The organism is Pseudomonas sp. SJZ103, from assembly GCF_007828335.1.
GTDB lineage: Bacteria > Pseudomonadota > Gammaproteobacteria > Pseudomonadales > Pseudomonadaceae > Aquipseudomonas.
Genome location: NZ_VIUN01000007.1, coordinates 36334 through 54834 on the forward strand (window position 1 = coordinate 36334; position 18501 = coordinate 54834).

17 protein-coding genes are annotated in these 18501 nt (G+C 59.0%); 16 read left to right on the forward strand and 1 reads right to left on the reverse strand.

Annotated features, from left to right (window positions below; genetic code table 11):
* The first annotated feature begins 9 nt into the window (after positions 1-9).
* The 12 genes from FBY10_RS16595 (at position 10) to FBY10_RS16650 (ending at position 12019) form a co-directional block, all read left to right on the forward strand.
* Positions 10-735 (forward strand): SDR family oxidoreductase, encoded by a 726-nt coding sequence (locus tag FBY10_RS16595; RefSeq protein ID WP_131700036.1) that lies wholly within the window; start codon positions 10-12, stop codon positions 733-735.
* Entirely contained in the window at positions 732-1868 is a 1137-nt protein-coding gene (locus FBY10_RS16600) for a hypothetical protein (RefSeq protein WP_131700035.1), read from the forward strand. The genes FBY10_RS16595 and FBY10_RS16600 overlap by 4 nt, the downstream gene beginning before the upstream one ends.
* 7 nt (positions 1869-1875) lie before the next feature.
* On the forward strand, positions 1876-2646 hold the full coding sequence (locus FBY10_RS16605) for a bifunctional 2-polyprenyl-6-hydroxyphenol methylase/3-demethylubiquinol 3-O-methyltransferase UbiG (RefSeq protein WP_131700034.1): 771 nt from the start codon (positions 1876-1878) through the stop codon (positions 2644-2646).
* A 10-nt stretch (positions 2647-2656) separates the two neighbouring features.
* Positions 2657-3886: a nitrate/nitrite transporter gene (locus FBY10_RS16610; RefSeq protein ID WP_145337071.1), complete on the forward strand. Its 1230-nt coding sequence runs from the start codon at positions 2657-2659 to the stop codon at positions 3884-3886.
* Positions 3883-4497, forward strand: coding sequence for an adenylyl-sulfate kinase (gene cysC, locus FBY10_RS16615; RefSeq protein ID WP_145337072.1), 615 nt, complete (start codon positions 3883-3885; stop codon positions 4495-4497). Before FBY10_RS16610 ends, cysC begins: the two co-directional genes overlap by 4 nt.
* Before the next feature lie 96 nt (positions 4498-4593).
* Complete coding sequence (locus FBY10_RS16620; RefSeq protein ID WP_145337073.1) at positions 4594-5229, forward strand: CGNR zinc finger domain-containing protein; 636 nt, start codon at positions 4594-4596, stop codon at positions 5227-5229.
* 91 nt (positions 5230-5320) lie between these two features.
* Positions 5321-5821: a sigma-70 family RNA polymerase sigma factor gene (locus FBY10_RS16625; RefSeq protein WP_131700030.1), complete on the forward strand. Its 501-nt coding sequence runs from the start codon at positions 5321-5323 to the stop codon at positions 5819-5821.
* 29 nt (positions 5822-5850) lie between these two features.
* Positions 5851-6804: a FecR family protein gene (locus FBY10_RS16630; protein ID WP_178116760.1), complete on the forward strand. Its 954-nt coding sequence runs from the start codon at positions 5851-5853 to the stop codon at positions 6802-6804.
* A gap of 97 nt (positions 6805-6901) precedes the next feature.
* Positions 6902-9307 (forward strand): TonB-dependent receptor, encoded by a 2406-nt coding sequence (locus tag FBY10_RS16635; RefSeq protein WP_131700029.1) that lies wholly within the window; start codon positions 6902-6904, stop codon positions 9305-9307.
* 198 nt (positions 9308-9505) lie between these two features.
* Positions 9506-10483 (forward strand): type III secretion effector protein, encoded by a 978-nt coding sequence (locus tag FBY10_RS31510; protein WP_178116761.1) that lies wholly within the window; start codon positions 9506-9508, stop codon positions 10481-10483.
* 291 nt (positions 10484-10774) lie between these two features.
* Positions 10775-10942 (forward strand): type III secretion effector protein, encoded by a 168-nt coding sequence (locus tag FBY10_RS16645; RefSeq protein WP_131700069.1) that lies wholly within the window; start codon positions 10775-10777, stop codon positions 10940-10942.
* Between the two features lie 171 nt (positions 10943-11113).
* Positions 11114-12019: a hypothetical protein gene (locus FBY10_RS16650; RefSeq protein ID WP_237683179.1), complete on the forward strand. Its 906-nt coding sequence runs from the start codon at positions 11114-11116 to the stop codon at positions 12017-12019.
* Positions 12020-12077: 58 nt separating this feature from the next.
* On the opposite strand, the gene FBY10_RS16655 is transcribed toward FBY10_RS16650, so the two are convergent.
* Positions 12078-13229, reverse strand: coding sequence for an MFS transporter (locus tag FBY10_RS16655; RefSeq protein WP_131700028.1), 1152 nt, complete (start codon positions 13227-13229; stop codon positions 12078-12080).
* Between the two features lie 332 nt (positions 13230-13561).
* On the opposite strand from FBY10_RS16655, the gene FBY10_RS16660 reads away from it, so the two are divergent.
* The 4 genes from FBY10_RS16660 (at position 13562) to FBY10_RS16675 (ending at position 18490) form a co-directional block, all read left to right on the forward strand.
* On the forward strand, positions 13562-14548 hold the full coding sequence (locus FBY10_RS16660; protein WP_145337074.1) for a diaminopimelate epimerase: 987 nt from the start codon (positions 13562-13564) through the stop codon (positions 14546-14548).
* A 312-nt stretch (positions 14549-14860) separates the two neighbouring features.
* Positions 14861-16879, forward strand: coding sequence for a type VI secretion system tip protein VgrG (locus FBY10_RS16665; RefSeq protein ID WP_145337075.1), 2019 nt, complete (start codon positions 14861-14863; stop codon positions 16877-16879).
* Positions 16879-17715, forward strand: a complete 837-nt coding sequence (locus tag FBY10_RS16670; protein ID WP_145337076.1) for a DUF4123 domain-containing protein — start codon at positions 16879-16881, stop codon at positions 17713-17715. The genes FBY10_RS16665 and FBY10_RS16670 overlap by 1 nt, the downstream gene beginning before the upstream one ends.
* Positions 17708-18490: a hypothetical protein gene (locus FBY10_RS16675; RefSeq protein ID WP_145337077.1), complete on the forward strand. Its 783-nt coding sequence runs from the start codon at positions 17708-17710 to the stop codon at positions 18488-18490. The genes FBY10_RS16670 and FBY10_RS16675 overlap by 8 nt, the downstream gene beginning before the upstream one ends.
* The last annotated feature ends 11 nt before the right edge of the window (positions 18491-18501 follow it).

An 18501-nucleotide genomic window follows, 5' to 3' on the forward strand; every position in this document is an offset into this window, starting at 1 on the left:
GATTGTTGTATGAAAAAGTTGATTGTCACCGGTGCGGCCAATGGGATTGGCCGGGCAACTGTGGAAAAGGCTATCCAGGCAGGTTATTTCGTCATCGGTGCCGACAAGGACGCCGAAGGCCTGTGTGCGTTACAGCGCACTTACACGGCGGATGTATTGGAAACCCATGTCGCGGACTTTTCTGATAATGCGCTGATCAAGGGTTTTATACCTGCACTGTACGAGCGCCACGCAACGATTCATGCCTTAGTTAATAACGCTGGTATTTACCACGGCAAAAGCGTCTACGCCTATTCCGATGCTGAAGTGGACGAAATCCTGACGGTGAACCTCAAGGCACTGGTTTATCTCTCCAAAGACTTCGCCGAACGGGAAATGAAACACGAAGCGCCGCGCAGCATCGTCAATATCGCCTCTGTGGCCGGCGAAGTGGGCAGTTGCGATGCCTTGTACGGCGCCACCAAGGCGGCAGTGATCGGCCTGACCAAAGCCAACGCCTGGAATTTCGCGCCGTTCGTGCGGGTTAACGCGGTGTCGCCGGCGCTGATCCACGACACCGCCATCTACGACACCATCCCCGAATACCGCCGCGCCGAGTACGCGCGCCAGGAAATCCTCAAGGAGCCGATCTTGCCCGGCGGCGTTGCCGAGGTCATTTTGCTGGTGATCAGCGATGCCATGCGTCATGTCACCGGCAAGGTCATTGCGGTGGACAACGGAGCCTACCCACGATGAGCCCGTCAACCCCCAAGAAGAAACTGCTGCTGGTGGGCGCAGGCAACCTGTGCCTGCAGATCCTGAAGATTCTCGGGCCGAAAAATGCCTTTGAATTCGTGGTGCTGGGGCGTAATGAAGACACGACCTTGCGGCTGTGCAACCTGGTCGCATTGTCGTGTGCGCAGTTGGGGCACTGCATCGCAATCAAGCCAGTGATCGCCGACCTCACCGATATCGACCGGGTGACGCGGGTGCTGCGTGAAGAGGCGCCGGACCTGGTGGTGAACTGCGCGTCGTTGCAATCGTGGCGGGTAATCACCGGGTTGCCCAAGCTCTCGTTCGAGCAACTCGACCAGGCGCAGTTCGGCCCCTGGCTTCCCATGCACCTGACGCTGATGCATCACTTGATGCAGGCGGTAAAAGCCTCCGGCATCGTGACCAGGACAGTCAACGCGGCCTTTCCCGATGCGGTCAACCCGATCCTGGCCAGGGTCGGTCTGGCGCCGGATATCGGGGTGGGCAACGTGGCCAACCTGATCCCGGCAGTGCGATTTTCCATCGCGCGGCTGCTCGAGTGTGAGCCTGCCGATGTGCAGGTGTGCCTGTATGCCCAGCACTATTTCAGCCACTACGTGCCGCGCGGCGGCTTGCCCCCGCGTGCCAGTTACCGCTTGCTGTATGAGGTTCGCGACCGCCCGGCCGTGACCCACCTGCCGGCCGAAGCGATTTTTTCCACGGTTAAATCCGAGTTCCGCCGCCTGGGCGGTATCGATGGGCAGTTCCTCACGGCGTGCTCGGCCGTCACCGTGATCGAAGGGCTGTTTTCGCCCACGCCGGTGCGTGTGCACGCGCCCGGCCCGCTGGGGTTGCCGGGCGGCTATCCGGTGTGGTTGCAGGAGGGGCAGATCAACGTGCAGTTCAGCGCCGAATGCCCCCAGGACGAAGCGGTGCGCATCAATACCATCTGCCAGAGCCAGGATGGCATCGATGAAATTCATTGCGATGGCTCTGTCACCTATAACCCGCAATGCATGGCGGTGATGCAGGCGATGCTGGGGTACTCGAAGAAAACCATGTCCATCGAACAGTCCGCCGAGTTTGCCCACGAATTGTCGAGCAAATACCTGTCTTTCAAACATTCAACCTGGTAGGTGTGTGATGAATCAGATGTCGGTGCACAAGCGCAGCGAAGTCGCCAGTTACGCAACGCAATACTCGAAAAAATTCGTCGAACGCTGGGATGATTTGATCGATTGGGAGAAAAGAAAGGCGGGGGAGAACGGGTTCTTTGAAAACCTGCTGAGGCAGCACGGTGTGAAGTCGGTGATCGACGTGTCCACGGGCAGTGGTTTTCATGCGGTACAGCTTAAACAGGCGGGGTTTGATGTCGTCGCTACGGATGGCAGCAGCACGATGTTGACCAAGGCCCGGGAGAATTTTCGGCAACGCGGGTTGGCGATCGAATCGCACTACCGGGACTGGCAGTCCCTCGATCCTGCTGAGCTCGGGCGCTTCGATGCCGTGGTGTGCCTGGGCAGTTCGCTGTGCCATGTGTTTGCAGCCCATGAACGGTTGGAGGTGCTGGAGAAGTTCAGGGCATTGCTCAATCCGGGCGGCTTGCTGATTGTGGATCAACGTAATTTCTTTGCCATTCGCGCAGGCAAGTTCAAATCCAGTGGTAATTACTATTACTGCGGTACACACGCATCCGTTGGCTTGGGGCAGGTCGATGAACACGTGTGTGAGTTCATCTACTCGTTCGATAACGCCGAGCAGTACCGGTTGCAGGTCTATCCGCTGTTGCCGGGCGAGTTGAAGGGGGAGGTGCTCAAGTCCGGATTTTCCGCCCATGAGAGTTACGGGGATTTCCAGCGTGACTACGACATGATGAATTGTGATTTTGTCATCCACACGGCGCGCGCCGTTTAAGGAGAGCCTGATGAGCACATGGGTACAAAGTAGCGCGCGCCCGTTGGACAGCGTCGTGCTGGCAGTGGTGTTGACCGGGTTCGTGGCCAGTACCTACGGGTTTGGCGTTTACCTGTTCGCCAACCTGGTGGTGGACATGCGCCGCGACATCGGTTTCGACTACACCACGGTGGGCCTGATCACCGGCGGCGCGCAGATCGGCTTCCTGCTGTTTTCATCGGTCACCAGTTATATCAGCCGTTTTTTCGAAGGCTGGAAAATCAGCCTGGTGTCGACGGTGATGACATCCCTGGCGTTGTTGGGGCTGAGTGTCAGCAACAGTGTCTGGTTATCCGGGGCGCTGTTGATTTTGCTCGGCGGCTGCTCGGCCTCGGTGTACATCCCGCTGGCGGAGATTGTCACTAAGGGCTTCAGCCCGGGTAATCGCTCGCGGGTCATGGGGCTGATTTCCAGTGGCACCAGCTACGGCGTGTTCATCAATGGCTTGCTGGTGTCGTTCCTCACCCTGCAGGGTGGTTGGCGCTCGATCTGGCTCACTGCGGGCCTGATCTCGGTGGCCCTGTGCGTGGTGGCCTGGTTTCTGCTGCGCAACATGGAGGCGGACAAGGACGCCGGCTTTTCCGGGCAGCGTTCGACGGCCTTCGACAGCCACGCACCTTGGTTGAGTCGCTCGCTGTACCTGACCTGGGCCATTGCCTTTTTGAATGGGATGGCGCTATTGCCGTTCCAGACTTACCTGGCTCCGTTCCTGCGGGATGAGTTGGGGGTGTCGGTGCAGGACGCCGGGTTTGTCTGGACCACCATCGGCGCGGTGGGCATGGCCTCGGGCTTTCTGGTGGGATGGATTGCCGACAAGGTGGGCGTCAGGGCGTCGCTGGCCATGTGCTTTCTGAGTGCGGGGCTGGCCGCCACCCTGGTGTTCAGCTTCAACAGCCTCCCGCTGTTTTACCTGGCGGCATTTTTGTTTGCGCTGGCGTTCTACCCCATCTTCGGGCTTGTCCCCAGCTACATCGGGCAAATCGTGCCGGTCAGCCGACTGACCCAGGCATTTGGTATTGCCAATGTGCTGATCGGCCTGGGTGGTGTGTGCGGCAACTTCCTGGGCGGTTTTTCCAAGGACCTGACCGGCTCGTTCTCCACCGTCTACTGGGTGGTTGCGCTGTTGCTGTTCGTGCAATGCGTGATGGTATTCCTGTTGGGTAAACCGCCTGTGGCGGTGACGGAGGGTGAGCGGCCATGAGTCATTTTGCGGAACGTCCAGACCGGAATCTGCATGCGTTTGCGTTCAGCCATCTCGGCGCCGAACGCTCGCGTATACCGCAAAAGCCTTTGGTCATCTGGATGACGGGCATCTCGGCTGCCGGCAAGTCGACGATTGCCGATGCGTTGGACAGGGCCTTGCAGGCACAGGGGCGCTTGACCTGCATCATTGACGGCGACTCGGTGCGCGGCGGCTTGTGCCGGGACCTGGGTTTTACCGACAGCGACCGCACTGAGAATATCCGGCGGGTCGCCGAAGTGGCGCGCTTGATGCTGGACGCTGGGCTGGTGGTGATCGTGGCGCTGATCTCTCCGTCGGCGGCCAGCCGGCATTACGCGCGCGCCATTGTCGGCAATGAGCATTTTGTCGAGGTGTATGTGGACGCGCCGCTGGAAACAGCGGAACAACGTGACCCTAAAGGCTTGTATAAAAAAGCCCGCCTGGGGCTGATCCAACACTTCACCGGTATTGATTCGAACTACGACGTGCCGATCTTTCCAGAAGTGCACGTGGACACCCAGGCGCTGTCTGTCGAACAGTCTGTCGCGACTATTCTCGATTGGATGGCCCGCAACAACGAGCGCACATAGCCGCTGGTCTTCGCGCCGAGGTGGCGGTGCCTGCACGTTCAGAAAACAAGGTAATCTGCGCCATCGCAGCCATACCGCGTTTTTTCAGGAGCAGGCATGACGCATTTCACCGGCACTGCAAAATCCATCCGTCTGATTGGCGGGGTCCAGGTCTTGGACTTCATCAATACAACCAACGGCCGCCGCCCTGGGTCGCCGCTCAAGGTAATGGAAGAGCGGCTCACCAGTTTTCAGTTCTTCATTGAATGGGCGCTGCACGCCTCGTTGATCTCCGCCCAGGAGTTCGCTGAATACAAGGCCATGGTGTTTGAGTCGCCTATTTCCTACCAACCGGATCTGGACGCCATCATTGCGTTCCGCGAATGCCTGTATGCCGTGTTTTATCCGTTGTCCTTGCGTCAGGCTGCGCCTGATGACGCCTTGCAGCAGATCAACCTGAATTTCCAGCAAGGCACCGCCTGGCGTGTACTGCGCACGGTTGACGGGACGCCGGCCTGGGCGTGGAAAACCTGCACCTCTGCCCAGGAACTGAGTGCAATGTTGATCGGGCGGCTGGCAATCGAGGCCACGCAATTGCTGGTGTCCGGTGATCTTCGCGCCTTGAAGTGCTGCACGGCCACCGACTGTGATTGGCTATTCCTGGATATCTCCAAGAACAAACTGCGCAAATGGTGCCAGATGAGCGTGTGCGGCAGCCGGGAGAAATTGAGTCGCCTTAAACAGGCGCTTTAGTCTCCAGGCAGTGTCGCGGTCGACGGGTAGCAATTGCTCCGCTTAATAGGAAGCATTACTATTCACGCCCCGCCTCCCCAGTGCTCCCGCGATGATCCCTCAGCCGCCCCGCAGAACAGGCTTTTTCGAGCACTACGAAGAGTTGATCGGAACCTGGACGCGCCGCCTGAGAAATCGTCAGCAGGCCGAGGACCTGGCCCATGACACCTTTGTGAGAGTGCTGGAGACAACCGCCTCCCAGGTAGAGCAACCGCGCGCTTACCTGCATCAAACTGCGCGAAATATCGCCGTGGACGCCTACCGACGCGAAGATCGGCGGGAAGCCATGGCGTTGGAAGCCTTTGATCAGCGCCAGCCCCACGGCGGCGACCCGGAGCATTTCATGCATGCGATCCAGTTGGCGGACTCTATCGAACGGGCCTTGGCCGAGTTGCCGCTCAACTGCCGCAGGATTTTCATCTGGCAGAAGATCGAGGGCCTGACCCAGCAGGAAATCGCCGAGCGCCTGGGCTTGTCTAAAAATATGGTGGAAAAGTATATGATCCGCACCCTGCGGCATTTGCGTGACCGCCTGGACGCGATGGCCCCATGACACACGCTCGCTCTGAAACAGGACCTTCCATGATGGATAACCGTGCCCGCGACGAAGCCGCGCAATGGTTTGTACGCCTGCAAGACGGCGAACTGAGTGCCTCTGAGCGTCAACGGTTCGAGGCCTGGCGCAATGAGCATCCCGATCACCCATACGAATTCGATGTCTTGCAGGGAATGTGGAGCGCCACTGACCTGCTGCCCAAGGCCCGCTTGCAGGCGCTCTGTGATGGGCCGGCCGAACGCCCCAAGCGCCAAGCCGTGTTGCGTTATGCGGTGGCCGCAAGTGTCGTCGCTGCTGCCTTGGGCCTGGGATTATTCAGCGGGCTTGATCATCCAGAACCCTACAGCGCCGAGTTCAGTACGCGTGTGGGTGAGCATCGCCAGGTCGCGTTGCCCGACGGTTCAGTGCTGGACCTCAACAGCCGCAGCGTGGTCGCGGTGCACTATGAAAAGGACCGGCGCGGCGTGGAACTCAAGCAGGGCGAGGCGATGTTCAGCGTCGAGCACGATACCCGCCGGCCCTTCGTGGTCGATGCCGGGGCCGGGCAGGTGACGGTCACCGGCACCCGTTTCGATGTCCGCCGCGATGATGACCAGACCCGCGTGATGGTCGAGGCAGGTACCGTAAAGGTGCAGGGGCACTCTGTGGACAACGTGGTGACGCTGACGGCAGGCCTGGGTACCCAGGTCGACAGCAAAGGGCGGGTAGCAGCGGCCTATGACGTGAACACCGAGGAACTGACTGCCTGGCGTAACGGCAAGCTGGTCTTCAATAACGCCTCGCTGAGTGAAGTCGTCCGGGAAGTGTCCCGCTACCGCGAGCAACCGCTGCGGGTCGGCACGCCGGCTGTGGGTCGCCTGCGCCTGACCAGCGTGTTCAAATCCGACGACACCGATGCCTTGCTCAAGGCCCTGCCACACATCCTTCCGGTCGCACTGCGCACCTTGCCGGACGGCAGCCAGGAAATTATTTCACGCTGACATTCAGGTTTTTTTCGAGTTCTTCGTCTTCTCCTGCAACTGCAACTGGTTTGCATTAACAGCCGTGTACTTTTGCGATCACAGGACTAGGTTCGACGTGAAAAAACTTGCCGCCTATCACAATAAAATCTCCCGCTGGGTACCTCTGGCGCTGGTGCTCGCTGTCAGTGCCTCCATGCCTATGGCCTACGCTGCCGAGGGTATTCATATCCAGGCCCAACCCTTGGGCGCGGCGCTGAGCCAGTTGGGCCAGCAGACTTCCCTGCAAGTGTTCTTCAGCCCCGATTTGGTCGCCGGCAAGCAGGCGCCGGCGGTAGACGGCAACCTTTCCCCTGAGCAGGCCCTGCGCCAGCTCTTGCAAGGTAGCGGCCTGGATTACCAGATCGACGCGGGCTCCGTGACCCTGCGCCCGCTGAGCAACGGCACCGGAGAAGCCGGCTCGCCTCTGGAACTGGGCACCACCGATATCAAGGTGGTCGGTGACTGGCTCGGCGATGCCGACGCCGACGTGGTGCAGAACCACCCCGGCGCGCGCACGGTGATCCGTCGCGAAGCGATGGTCGAGCAGGGCGCAATGAACGTCGGCGACGTACTGCGCCGCGTGCCCGGCGTGCAGGTGCAGGAATCCAACGGCACTGGCGGCAGTGATATTTCCCTCAACGTTGGCGTACGCGGCCTGACGTCGAGGCTGTCGCCACGCTCCACCGTGCTGATCGACGGCGTACCGGCGGCGTTCGCCCCGTATGGCCAGCCACAATTGTCGATGGCACCGATTTCCGCCGGTAACCTGGACAGCATCGACGTGGTGCGCGGCGCCGGTTCCGTGCGTTATGGGCCACAGAACGTCGGTGGCGTGATCAACTTTGTGACCCGTGCGATTCCCGAGAAGTTCTCCGGCGAAGTCGGCAGCACCCTGCAAACCTCGGCCCACGGCGGCTGGAAGCATATCGACAACGCCTTTATCGGCGGCACGGCCGATAACGGCATCGGCGCGGCTTTGCTGTACTCCGGGGTCAATGGCAACGGCTATCGCAACAGCAACAACGGCAACGATATCGACGACGTGATCTTCAAGACCCATTGGGCGCCGACCGACCAAGACGACTTCTCGCTGAATTTCCATTATTACGACGCCAGCGCCGACATGCCCGGTGGCCTGACCCAGAAGCAGTTCGACGCCAACCCCTACCAATCGGTGCGTGACTGGGACAACTTCAGCGGCCGCCGCAAGGACGTGTCCTTCAAGTACATCCGGCAGATCGACGACCGCACCCAGGCTGAAGTGCTGACCTACTATTCCGACAGCTTCCGTGGCAGCAACATCGCCAACCGCGACCTGAAAACCCTTGGCTCCTACCCGCGCACCTACTACACCTTCGGCATCGAACCACGGGTGTCCCATGTGTTCGACGTGGGCCCCAGCACCCAGGAAGTCAGCGTCGGCTATCGCTACCTCAAAGAAGGCATGCACGAGCAGGCCACCAGCCTCAACCTGGTCAATAACGTACCGACACCGGGCGGGCAGAGTGATGGTCATGTCTACCAGGACCGCACCGGTGGCACCGAGGCCAGCGCCTTTTATATCGATAACAAAGTCGATATCGGCAAGTGGACCATCACCCCGGGTATTCGCTTCGAAGACATCCGTACCGAATGGCACGACCGCCCGGTGGTTGCGCTGAACGGCACTCGCACTCAGGAAAAACGCCGCGAAATCCACAACACCGAACCGCTGCCGGCACTGAGCGTGATGTACCACGTGTCCGATGCCTGGAAACTGTTCGCCAACTACGAGACTTCGTTTGGCAGCCTGCAATACTTCCAACTCGGGCAGGGCGGCACCGGCGACCAGACCGCCAACGGCCTGAACCCGGAAAAAGCCAAGACCTACGAGGTGGGGACACGCTACAACGACAGCGTGTGGGGGGGCGAGCTGACATTCTTCTACATCGACTTCTCGGATGAGCTGCAATACGTCAGCAACGATGTGGGCTGGACCAACCTCGGCGCTACCCAACACACGGGTATCGAAGCCTCGGCCCACTACGACCTGTCGAACCTGGACTCGCGCCTCGACGGCCTCACGGCGAATGCCGGCTTCACCTACACCAAAGCCACCTCCGAAGGCGACGTACCGTTCAAGGGCCGTGACCTGCCGCTTTACTCCCGTGAGGTGGCCACCCTGGGCCTGCGTTACGACATCAATCACTGGACCCACAACCTGGATGTGTACGCCCAGTCCGGCCAACGCGCACCGGGTACCACCAGCACTTACATCACCCAAGGCACGGCGGACGGGCGGTTCGGCGATATCCCAGGTTATGTTTCAGTCAATGTGCGCAGCGGTTATGACTTCGGCGAACAGTTGTCGAACCTGAAGTTGGGCGTCGGCGTGAAAAATATCTTCGACCAGCAGCACTACACCCGTTCCAGTGATAACAATGCCGGCTTGTACCTGGGCGAACCGCGTACGTTCTTCGTTCAGGCCAGCGTCGGGTTCTGATCCGTCCCGGTTTGGAAATATCGCGGTCCTTGGCCGGGCTGCGATTCTTCTGCTCATTTCCTACACTGTTTCGATGCATCTTGCTGCTTGATCAGGAACCGATTCCGACAAAAAGCCACACATGGGCTAGCTGACAAGCTTCGACTTCATGGTTGGAGCGCCCGGCTGAAGATTGCGCTCACCGTATTGGAGAAACTTATGTCGGTATCGATGCTCGATACACCCGTACCCACCTCATCAAACCCTGATTCTTCGCAGGTCAAATCCAGCCCTGCGGCAAACAACGGCCGTGCGGCACCGGTCGCACCATCCTTCAGCGGTCAAAACGCTGCAAACGTCAGCTTCCAGTCCCGGGAAAGCGCGGCCGGGCCAGTGTTCGGCGGTCAATCGCAGGCGACAGCGCGTAATAGTGTTGCAGATCCCGCGGCCCATCAAAAAAGCGCTTCTGCGCAGTCGGGTTTACTGGATCAGATCAGGCATTGGGTGAACCCATGGTTGGGTTGGGGGCGACCACCGCACCATCCAGGTTGGAGCAATCCTCCACCCCGCCCCATGCCTGTCATCAGCAACCCACCGCCACGCCCATTCCCTACCTTGCCAGGCAGGCCTGACCCGCAGTACTCCCTCAAGAACAATGAAGACTTGGCAATGCAGCTGCGTGACAACTTCAATGCCTTCAGGGACCCCAGGAACCCTGGGTATATCAGTGCCGACAGCATTCGAGCGATGGCGAATAAAGGTTGGTCTCCGTTTCCCAGCGTCAACGAGAACATTCGCCTGGCCAAAGAACTGCTGCGACGTCCGGAACTGATGAGTGCGCTTGACCGGCACACCTCTACCGGTGCGCTCGATGGTCTGATCGACCGGAATAATGTGAACGCAGTTATCTACGGACAAAACTACTTCAAATACAAGACTGACAAGGAACTGGCGGGTGAGATGCTCGAGCATTTCAACGAGTTGAAAGGCAGCCCCTGGAACCGAGAACTGAACGTCAACGATCTGAGAAAGCTGGCTGCCGAAAACCTGACGGGTGACTCTCCCAGGGATCACCTGATCCAGTTGTCCCAGGAAATTCTAAAGCGCAGTGATGTGCTGAGGCAGATGGATGACCTGCTCAGCAGGCCGGGTGACCATAAGATCAGTTGGGCTGGGCTTTACTTTCTGGCTCGCTGAGCGACACCCAGGCGCCGCGAATCGGATGCGGCGCCTGCATCCATCCTTTCAGGAACTGTTTACGCCAATTCGCCACACAGACTTTATCCACCGGCACCAATCAACTCCGGCGGTTTTCAGATTCTGAGTGAGGGCTAACCAATGACTTCAACCTCGTTTCGTTCATCCCAGCCCAGCTGCCAAGAGCTTTTTCGCAACCCCCATGCAGAGGACACCACGCTGTTGGAGAGGGATGCCGCATCGCGCGATACCTTTGCCCCTTCGAATGTACATGCGGCCGAAGCCCAGCGGATGAAGGCTTTTGTCGGCCAGCACAAATTCCAGGCACCTGTTGCGGGTGACTTTTTCCGGGGCATGCGGGTGGAGGAAAAAAGCGCCCATGACGATACTACTGCGCCGAAAAACGCCGGCCTGCTCAATGGCCTGACCGCTTGGTGGCGCAAGCAGAAACTAGGTTGATGCTGCCCTGCGGTTACAAACACTCAAATTTTACTGGAGTCCATTTGGCCTCTCTCCGGAACCACTGTTTTCCGAGAACCACTTAATCGCTGGTTGTTGATTTCGAGGCGTTTTTGACGATCGAACAACCAGGGGCCGGTCCACGGAATCTAACTATGCTGGAGATGAACTATGTCTTTCATGATCAATAATCCAGGGGGTGTCCCGCCTGGGTTGAATACAGCAACGGGGAACGGCCATGCCCGATACGGGGTAGATGCACGCGCGCTTGGCAAATCGCTCCCCACGCAGCAGCCTTCATTCGATAGTAAGTTCGCGAACGGTGCCCAGCGGCATTTCGACGGTCAAAACCTCTACGGGGGCATGTCGAATGTGGGGAACCCCTATGTCAGTTCGGACGACCACCTGCTGGCGACTCAACTGAACAACGTCTTTCCTATGCTGGGTGATTTCAAGGAAGGTGGCCGCCTGACCCTGAAATCATTGACGAACATAGCCAACGCGAAACCTGGCGAGAGCAAGGTCCCCGAACGTACGATCATGCTTGCCCGGGAGATACTCAATCGCCCACGACTGGGCGAGTCGATTGTTGGCAAGGGCAATGAAATCACCCCGGACAGCCTCGAAAAAGCCGCCAGTTTGATGATTGGCAATACCAATCCCAACACTCAGAGCGCCGACCCCTACCATGCGAAAACCGACGCACAGGTCGTCCAGGCGTTCAGGGGCATGTTTGATGACTTGCGGGACACGTCGGAAGACCGCACCTTTTTTTTCGAGAAGCACCGGTATGTGAAGAAAGAGACGATTATCGAGATGAGCAAGGATCCTGACGAAACAGACAAAAATGGTCAGGTTGTGCGGGATATGGCCACTGGGTTCCCCAAGAAGAAATACAGCGAGCAGCAGGTATACATGGCCAAGAATCTGGTCGAACGACCCGGGCTGTTGGCTTCGCTGGACAGCACCAAGGCTAACGGAACCAACATTTTCGGCAGCCACAACGATGATGGCTGGTTGAAGAACTACAGCATTGATCGCTGGTTGAAAAACGATAAGGAAGAGAAGGGGCGATAAATCACTCAGGCGTGCATGAGCTTCTTGAAAGACTCAAGAGGCTCATGTTTTTCTTCGTTCATACCCGCAGTATTTTTCCGCTGACCGCCACCGCTACCAGCAGTACCCCGATCAACAGGAAGGCGGTTGCCAGGCTGCTGCCATGGGCAATGAACCCGATTACGGCAGGCCCGGTCAGAATGCCGGCATACCCGAGGGTAGTAATGGCCGGGACGGCAATGTGTTCCGGCATGACGTTTTGCTTGCCGACGGCGGTGTAAAGCACCGGAACAATATTTGAGCAGCCGGCCCCTACGAGGGCATAGCCCAACAGCGCCATTTCCCAGGCGGGTGATAGCGTGGCGAGGAAGATACCGGCCGCAGCGAGCGAGCCACCGGCCACGATTACCCAGGTAGCGCCCAGGCGCCGTACGATGGCATCACCGGTCAATCGCCCCGCCGTCATGGTCAAGGCGAACGCCGCGTAGCCCAGCCCGGCGTAGGCTTCATCCAGGTCGCGCTCGGCGCTGAGGAACACCGCGCTCCAATCGAGCACCGCGCCTTCGGCCAAAAACACAATAAAACACAGGCAGCCGATAAACAGCACCACGCCATGGGGAACCGCAAAGGCAGGCCCTGAGCTTTCACTGCCATAAGGCAACAGGTGTGGGCCGGCCTTGAGCAGCGCCACCACCATGACAGCGATCACCACCAAGGTCGCCTGCAGTGGCGACAGGCCCAGCCCCAGGAGCCCGGCGACACCCGCCGCGCCGACAATCCCCCCCAGGCTGAACAATCCGTGAAACCCCGACATCATGGTTTTTCCGCTGGCTCGTTCGACAATCACCGCCTGCAAGTTGACCGTGGAATCTACTGTGCCCAGGCCGGCACCGAACAGGAACAAACCGGCCATCAGCAACGGAATCGAACTGACCGTGGCCAGCATCGGCAAGGCCAGGCAGATCATGATCGTACCGGCCGTCAGCACCCGTCGGCAGCCAAAGCGCGACGCCAATGCGCCCGCCGCCGGCATGGCGATGATCGAGCCCACCCCCAGGCACAACAGCAACAGACCCAGCGTGCCTTCACTCAGGTCTGCGCGCGCCTTGGCATAGGGCACCAAGGGAGCCCAGGCGGCGATACCGAAGCCGGCGATGAAGAAAGCGATGCGGGTCGACATTTGCTCCAGACGCCCGGGAACCACGGGCGCAGAGGTGGGGATGGCAGTCATGAAAAATCCTTGGTTTAGCGTTCAACGAACGATGTCCGGCGCGACATCCTTGCACATCAGGCCTTGGGGGGCGAGCCGGGTTCCCCTCGAGATAAGCGCCGATGATTTTTTTTACAATTCGGGAACGTTATAGGCGTTGGCAACCACGCATGGGTTGGCGTTCCGGAAGGTGTGTAATTCCTGTGGGAACTGGTGAACCCCGGGTTTCTCACGGTGGATTACCACCTTCCGGACCGCCTCCCACACACCCTGCGTTGTGTAATACGCTGCTCGCCCAATCCTGTAGACAACCGAGCGGACGCATCGATGAAGATTGCAAGGCAAGTGGCGCCATGACCCGGTTCTATGACGCACGGGGCAACATTTACGGGGTCGCCAGCCCGGCGTTTTTACGACAGCAGGGCATCGAGGTGCCCAACAGCGCGGCGCATGCCGCGAGGACTCGCGAGGCTTGGACTGCGTCGGCCGTAAGCTCCGAATGCGAGTGGGGCTCGACGCCGCGCCCAGCCAATGCCAAGGCCCACCGCTGTGATGGCTTGCTGGTTGGGCCGTTCCAGGCCGAGCCGCCGTTTGACCTGTTGATCGTGAACACCGACGGCTCCCTGGCCGAGCGCAGTGGCAATGGGTTGACGATTTTCGCCCAGGCGCTTACTGACCAGGGCTTGATGACCGAGGCCTGTGATTTGCGCGTGCACCATGACAAGCCTGACGTGGTGTCGCCGGTGGTGACTTGGGTCGAGCCTGCTGTCTATGAACACCGCTCTGGATTCTGGCTGGCATTGGGTTTGCCCGGATTCGGGCCATCTGCCGTGGGTGCGCAAGGGGTGGAGCAGGTGTTCCTGGGCGGCATTGAATTGAGCCATGTGAAGGCGTTGGCGGTGATCAACCCACAGTGGGCATACAGTCAGTTTGTGCGTGTGGGCAATCCTCATTGTGTGACCTTGGTCGAACACGTGTCAGCCTTGCCGAACAATCTGCTGATGCAACAGCCGGCGCTGTTCGAACCGTTGCAGGCGATTGCCTTCGCCCCCCCGGCAGGAAGCGGCGAGCCATGTTTGGCCGGAGTCAATTTGCAATGGGTCGCCAGGCAATCCGGCAACCGTGTTGTTGCCCGGGTGTTCGAGCGGGGAGAGGGCCCCACGGCGTCCTCCGGCACCAGCGCCAGTGCCGTGGCATGTGCGGCGTGGCGAGCGGGTTGGGTTGAGGGCGATGATGTCGCGGTGGTGATGCCGGGCGGCACTGCGCCAGTACGCTTGCATACCCAGGTTGATACGCTGCTGAGCGTCAGTCTGTTCGGGACTGCACGGCCTCAGACATGAAGTCTTTTGAACAGTTGACGCCCTGAGTGGGTGTCAGCTGTTTCGATATTAATTAATTGATTAGATAAAAGTTGGTGTAGGGCATTTCTTATACTTTAAGAAGTGGCACATTGGCTTGGGTTGTTATTTCGTAAAAGACACTTCAATCTCAGTTGTACGAAACTTCTTTTTTATTTTTCTGGGGACCGGTTTTTTTCTGAGATCGCTACGCTTCAAGGTGTTCAGGCGCTTTTTCTCGGCAACTTATTCAATGTTTGGCGGGGGAAGTATTTCAGTCCGGTAATAAATATCGATATTGGCGGGTAACAACGGATGGTTAACGCGTTTGTTTCGTCACGTTTCAAATTAATCCTTCCAGGCATAAAGACTGACTTTCAAGTACTGGCGTTCAAAGGCCAGGAGGTGCTTGATCAGCCGTTTTTCATCCAGGTGCAGGTGGTCAGCGAAAACCCTTCACTGGATCTGGAGTCACTGCTCCACCAGCCCGCCTACCTGGCTTTTGGCGACGCCAATGAAGGCCTGAACGGGCAGATTTACGCAATTGGCCGCGATGACCCCGGGCGGCGGCTCACCCGTTATCACCTGACGTTGGCGCCGCATCTCGCCTACCTTGCCCATCGACGCGACCAGCGGATTTTCCAGCAGCGCAGCGTTCCGCAGATCATCGCGGCAGTCCTCGAACACCACGGCATCCTGGCCGACCGCTATGCCTTTGAACTGGGGCCGGTGGTCTACCCACCGCGTACGTTCTGCGTGCAATACGCGGAAACCGACCTGCATTTCATCCAGCGGCTGTGTGAAGAGGAGGGCATTCATTACCACTTCCGTCACAGCGAGAACCAGCATGTGCTGGTGTTTGGCGACGACCAGACCGTATTTCGCCGCCTGCCTGCGCAGCGTTATTCGCCTGCCGGCGGGCCGCTGGCCGAAACGCGAGTTATCCAGCGTTTCGACGTACGCCTGGCTACCCGCAGCCAGCAAACGGTGCGTCGTGATCATGACTTCGAGCATCCGTCCTTATGCCTGCAAGACACCGCGGGTTCTGCCTCAGCGCAACCTCTTGAGGACTACCACTACCCGGCTGGGTTTACCGGCCATGCACGGGGTGCGCGCCTGGCTCGCAGGGGGTTGGAGCGCCTTCAGATCGGCCGATATCGAGCGTTGGGCAAGAGCGACCAGGCGGTGCTGCGCAGTGGGTATTTTCTTGAGCTGCACGACCATCCGGATCCGGCCTGCAATGATTTATGGTTGATCACTTCGGTCCGTCACGAGGGTTATCAACCGCAGGTGCTGGAGGACGCGGCAGGTGAGGTGGATGGATTCCAGGGGTATCGCAACCGTTTCACTGCGACACCCTGGAGTGCACCGTATCGACCCCCTCTCAAGCACCCCAAGGCGACCATCCACGGCACCCAGACCGCAACGGTGACCGGGCCTGCCGGTGAGGAGGTGCATTGCGATGCATACGGCCGGGTGAAGGTACGGTTTCACTGGGACCGACTGGACAAGAGCGATGACAAAAGCAGTTGTTGGGTGCGGGTGGCATCTGGTTGGGCCGGAGACGGGTTTGGCGCAACGATGATCCCGCGGGTGGGCATGGAAGTGCTGGTGACGTTCCTTGAGGGCGACCCGGATCAGCCGTTGATCAACGGTTGCCTGCCCAATGCATTGCACATGCCGACCTATTCCTTGCCGCAACACAAGACCCGCAGCATCTTGCGCAGTCGCAGCACCCCGGGCGGAGGCGGCGGCAACGAATTGCACCTGGAAGACCACCGTGGCAAGGAACTCATCTACCTTCGGGCTCAGCGGGACCTGGAGCAACAGGTGGGGCATGACAGTCGCCTGGAAGTGGCCGGTGAGCGGCATGAAATCATCCGAGGATTAAGCGCGGTTCACCTGGAAAGCGAGGAGCATCGTCACGTCACCGGTGACCGCAAGGTTGTGCTCAAAGCCAGCGACCATCTGGACGTGCAAGGCGATAGCCAGACCTATGTCGGGCAGACCCTGGTGATTGAAGCCGGGCAACAGGTGCATCTCAAAGCGGGTGCCGGCCTGGTGATCGACGCGGGCGTACAACTGAGCTTCAAGGCCGGCGGGGAGCACCTGGTGATCCAGGCAGGCGGCATTTTCAGCAGTCGGCCAATCACCCTCGGTGGCACCCCGTCCGCGACCGGGTCGGCGAACTCCCTGTTGGTTGCCGAGAACCCGAAAATCTCTGCCACACAGGGCGCCATCATGCACTTGGCCAGACAACTGGATGCGGACTTCTGCCCTGTATGTGAGTGCTGCAGCGAAGGCCTCTGCACTGTCGGCGGGAGGGCAGCCTGATGGAAAACCTTCCACACCGATGGATGAACCAACAGCAGCAGGCGGGGTACAGGCTGTGCCTGATGCTTGAGGGTAGTAACGCAGCTTGCCAGCCACTGTTGGCGGCACGTGGTTTTCCAGCGTACTGCCGCCTCTACGCACAAACCCCACTGGCGGAAATGGCCACGGCCGGCCCCGTGATCCTGTTGCTGGATCAGGTAGGGGAGCCCGCATTGCTCGATCTTCTGCAGGAACCTGAGATGAATTGGGGGTGGTTGGGCAGTTTGCCAAACGCGGACCTGACGCACATGTCCCGGCATTGGCGCGACCGGCTGCTGGTCGGACCGGAGAATAACCGGACGCTGTACCGCCTTCACGACAATCGTACGTTGGCGCGTGCACTCAGCCATCTGGGTCTTGAGCAATGGCCAGCATTCCTCGGCCCACTGATCAGTGTGTGCTACTGGCATGAAGGCAGTTGGCACTGTGGCGACAACCCTGCTCCCGGTGACTATCCGGTGCCCGAGCCAGCCCCTTGGTTGAACACGCCCAACCCGAATGCCTGCGCCATCCTGCACGCCAATATCCTGCGTTACCTGCTGGCTGAGCACAGTGAAGACCTGGCGGCATTGGTTGAATTTCATGATCCAAGAGTCTGGCTGACCCAGGTCCTTGAGCAGGCTCGCGCCTGGCAATGGAGTAACCCGGAACAGCTGGAGTTCCTGGTCGTGCGACGGTTGGAAGAGGCCACTCTCAGCAGCGTGATTCGGTGGCAGCCGATGGTTGGAGAAACACCGCAGGATCACTTTGAACGAGTTAAGCAGCAGTGGCACATGTTGGAGAACAAGGATGAGTAAGCGTGTATGGGGCGTGTTGCTTGCGCTGGCAATGGCGGGACTTTCGGGGTGTGCGATGAAGCCGGTTGATCGCTTTACGTTGGAGGTGGATTTACCTGCGGAATTTAAGCTTAAAACTGCCGCTAACTACGGGCCCGCAACGGGCGAGACCTGCACCTTGCCAAGGCGCAGAGGCAAGAGGCCGGAGCGGAAGGTCTTTTTTACCGAGTACAAGCCGGTGGCAAGTCGGGCGAGTTATGAATTGCCGCTGAGTGAAATGGTACAGGGGTGTCCGCTGGCATTGCGCAGTGTGGACTTTGATCTTTATGCGAAGTGGGGCGAGCGGGATTCGGATGTTGGGGGGGATATTGGGGGGATTTCCATTCGGGATCGTCTGGAAGGTGATAGGCCAGGAATGCCTGAGTCGGGATTTCAGGAACTGTCTTGGCAATGTCAGTGGTTGTTTCGGACTGCGGGGCCGGAGCACGTAATCATAAAGGTCCTTAAATGCAGATATTTGCGCGACGGTGGGGCGCCACCTAAAGCTAGTGCGAGAGGTGGTTTGCTGCGAGATGAACTGGGAGGGCAAAAGGTACTGATAAAAGTAGGGCTTAATCCCGAAGAGCGACCTTACATGGGCGATAACTGGATTCGGGTTCCTAGTGGGTGGAAGCGCTGTCTAGGGAAGGATTTTGATGATCTGTATGCGTTCTGTAACGGGAATACTACCGACTTCAAGCCCATTAAAATGCCCGATGGGCGTATATGCGACATATATCCAACTTGTACTGAATAAGGATATCCAGG

Excerpts from the sequence above, each read along its gene's own strand:
- FBY10_RS16660 (WP_145337074.1), top strand. The coding sequence starts at position 13,562 with ATGACCCGGTTCTATGACGCACGGGGCAACATTTACGGGGTCGCCAGC.
- FBY10_RS16675 (WP_145337077.1), top strand. The coding sequence starts at position 17,708 with ATGAGTAAGCGTGTATGGGGCGTGTTGCTTGCGCTGGCAATGGCGGGA.
- FBY10_RS16670 (WP_145337076.1), top strand. The coding sequence starts at position 16,879 with ATGGAAAACCTTCCACACCGATGGATGAACCAACAGCAGCAGGCGGGG.
- FBY10_RS16665 (WP_145337075.1), top strand. The coding sequence starts at position 14,861 with ATGGTTAACGCGTTTGTTTCGTCACGTTTCAAATTAATCCTTCCAGGC.
- FBY10_RS16655 (WP_131700028.1), bottom strand. The coding sequence starts at position 13,229 with ATGACTGCCATCCCCACCTCTGCGCCCGTGGTTCCCGGGCGTCTGGAG.
- FBY10_RS16620 (WP_145337073.1), top strand. The coding sequence starts at position 4,594 with ATGACGCATTTCACCGGCACTGCAAAATCCATCCGTCTGATTGGCGGG.
- FBY10_RS31510 (WP_178116761.1), top strand. The coding sequence starts at position 9,506 with ATGTCGGTATCGATGCTCGATACACCCGTACCCACCTCATCAAACCCT.
- FBY10_RS16650 (WP_237683179.1), top strand. The coding sequence starts at position 11,114 with ATGTCTTTCATGATCAATAATCCAGGGGGTGTCCCGCCTGGGTTGAAT.
- FBY10_RS16645 (WP_131700069.1), top strand. The coding sequence starts at position 10,775 with ATGAAGGCTTTTGTCGGCCAGCACAAATTCCAGGCACCTGTTGCGGGT.
- FBY10_RS16605 (WP_131700034.1), top strand. The coding sequence starts at position 1,876 with ATGAATCAGATGTCGGTGCACAAGCGCAGCGAAGTCGCCAGTTACGCA.
- cysC (WP_145337072.1), top strand. The coding sequence starts at position 3,883 with ATGAGTCATTTTGCGGAACGTCCAGACCGGAATCTGCATGCGTTTGCG.
- FBY10_RS16600 (WP_131700035.1), top strand. The coding sequence starts at position 732 with ATGAGCCCGTCAACCCCCAAGAAGAAACTGCTGCTGGTGGGCGCAGGC.
- FBY10_RS16595 (WP_131700036.1), top strand. The coding sequence starts at position 10 with ATGAAAAAGTTGATTGTCACCGGTGCGGCCAATGGGATTGGCCGGGCA.
- FBY10_RS16630 (WP_178116760.1), top strand. The coding sequence starts at position 5,851 with ATGATGGATAACCGTGCCCGCGACGAAGCCGCGCAATGGTTTGTACGC.
- FBY10_RS16625 (WP_131700030.1), top strand. The coding sequence starts at position 5,321 with ATGATCCCTCAGCCGCCCCGCAGAACAGGCTTTTTCGAGCACTACGAA.
- FBY10_RS16610 (WP_145337071.1), top strand. The coding sequence starts at position 2,657 with ATGAGCACATGGGTACAAAGTAGCGCGCGCCCGTTGGACAGCGTCGTG.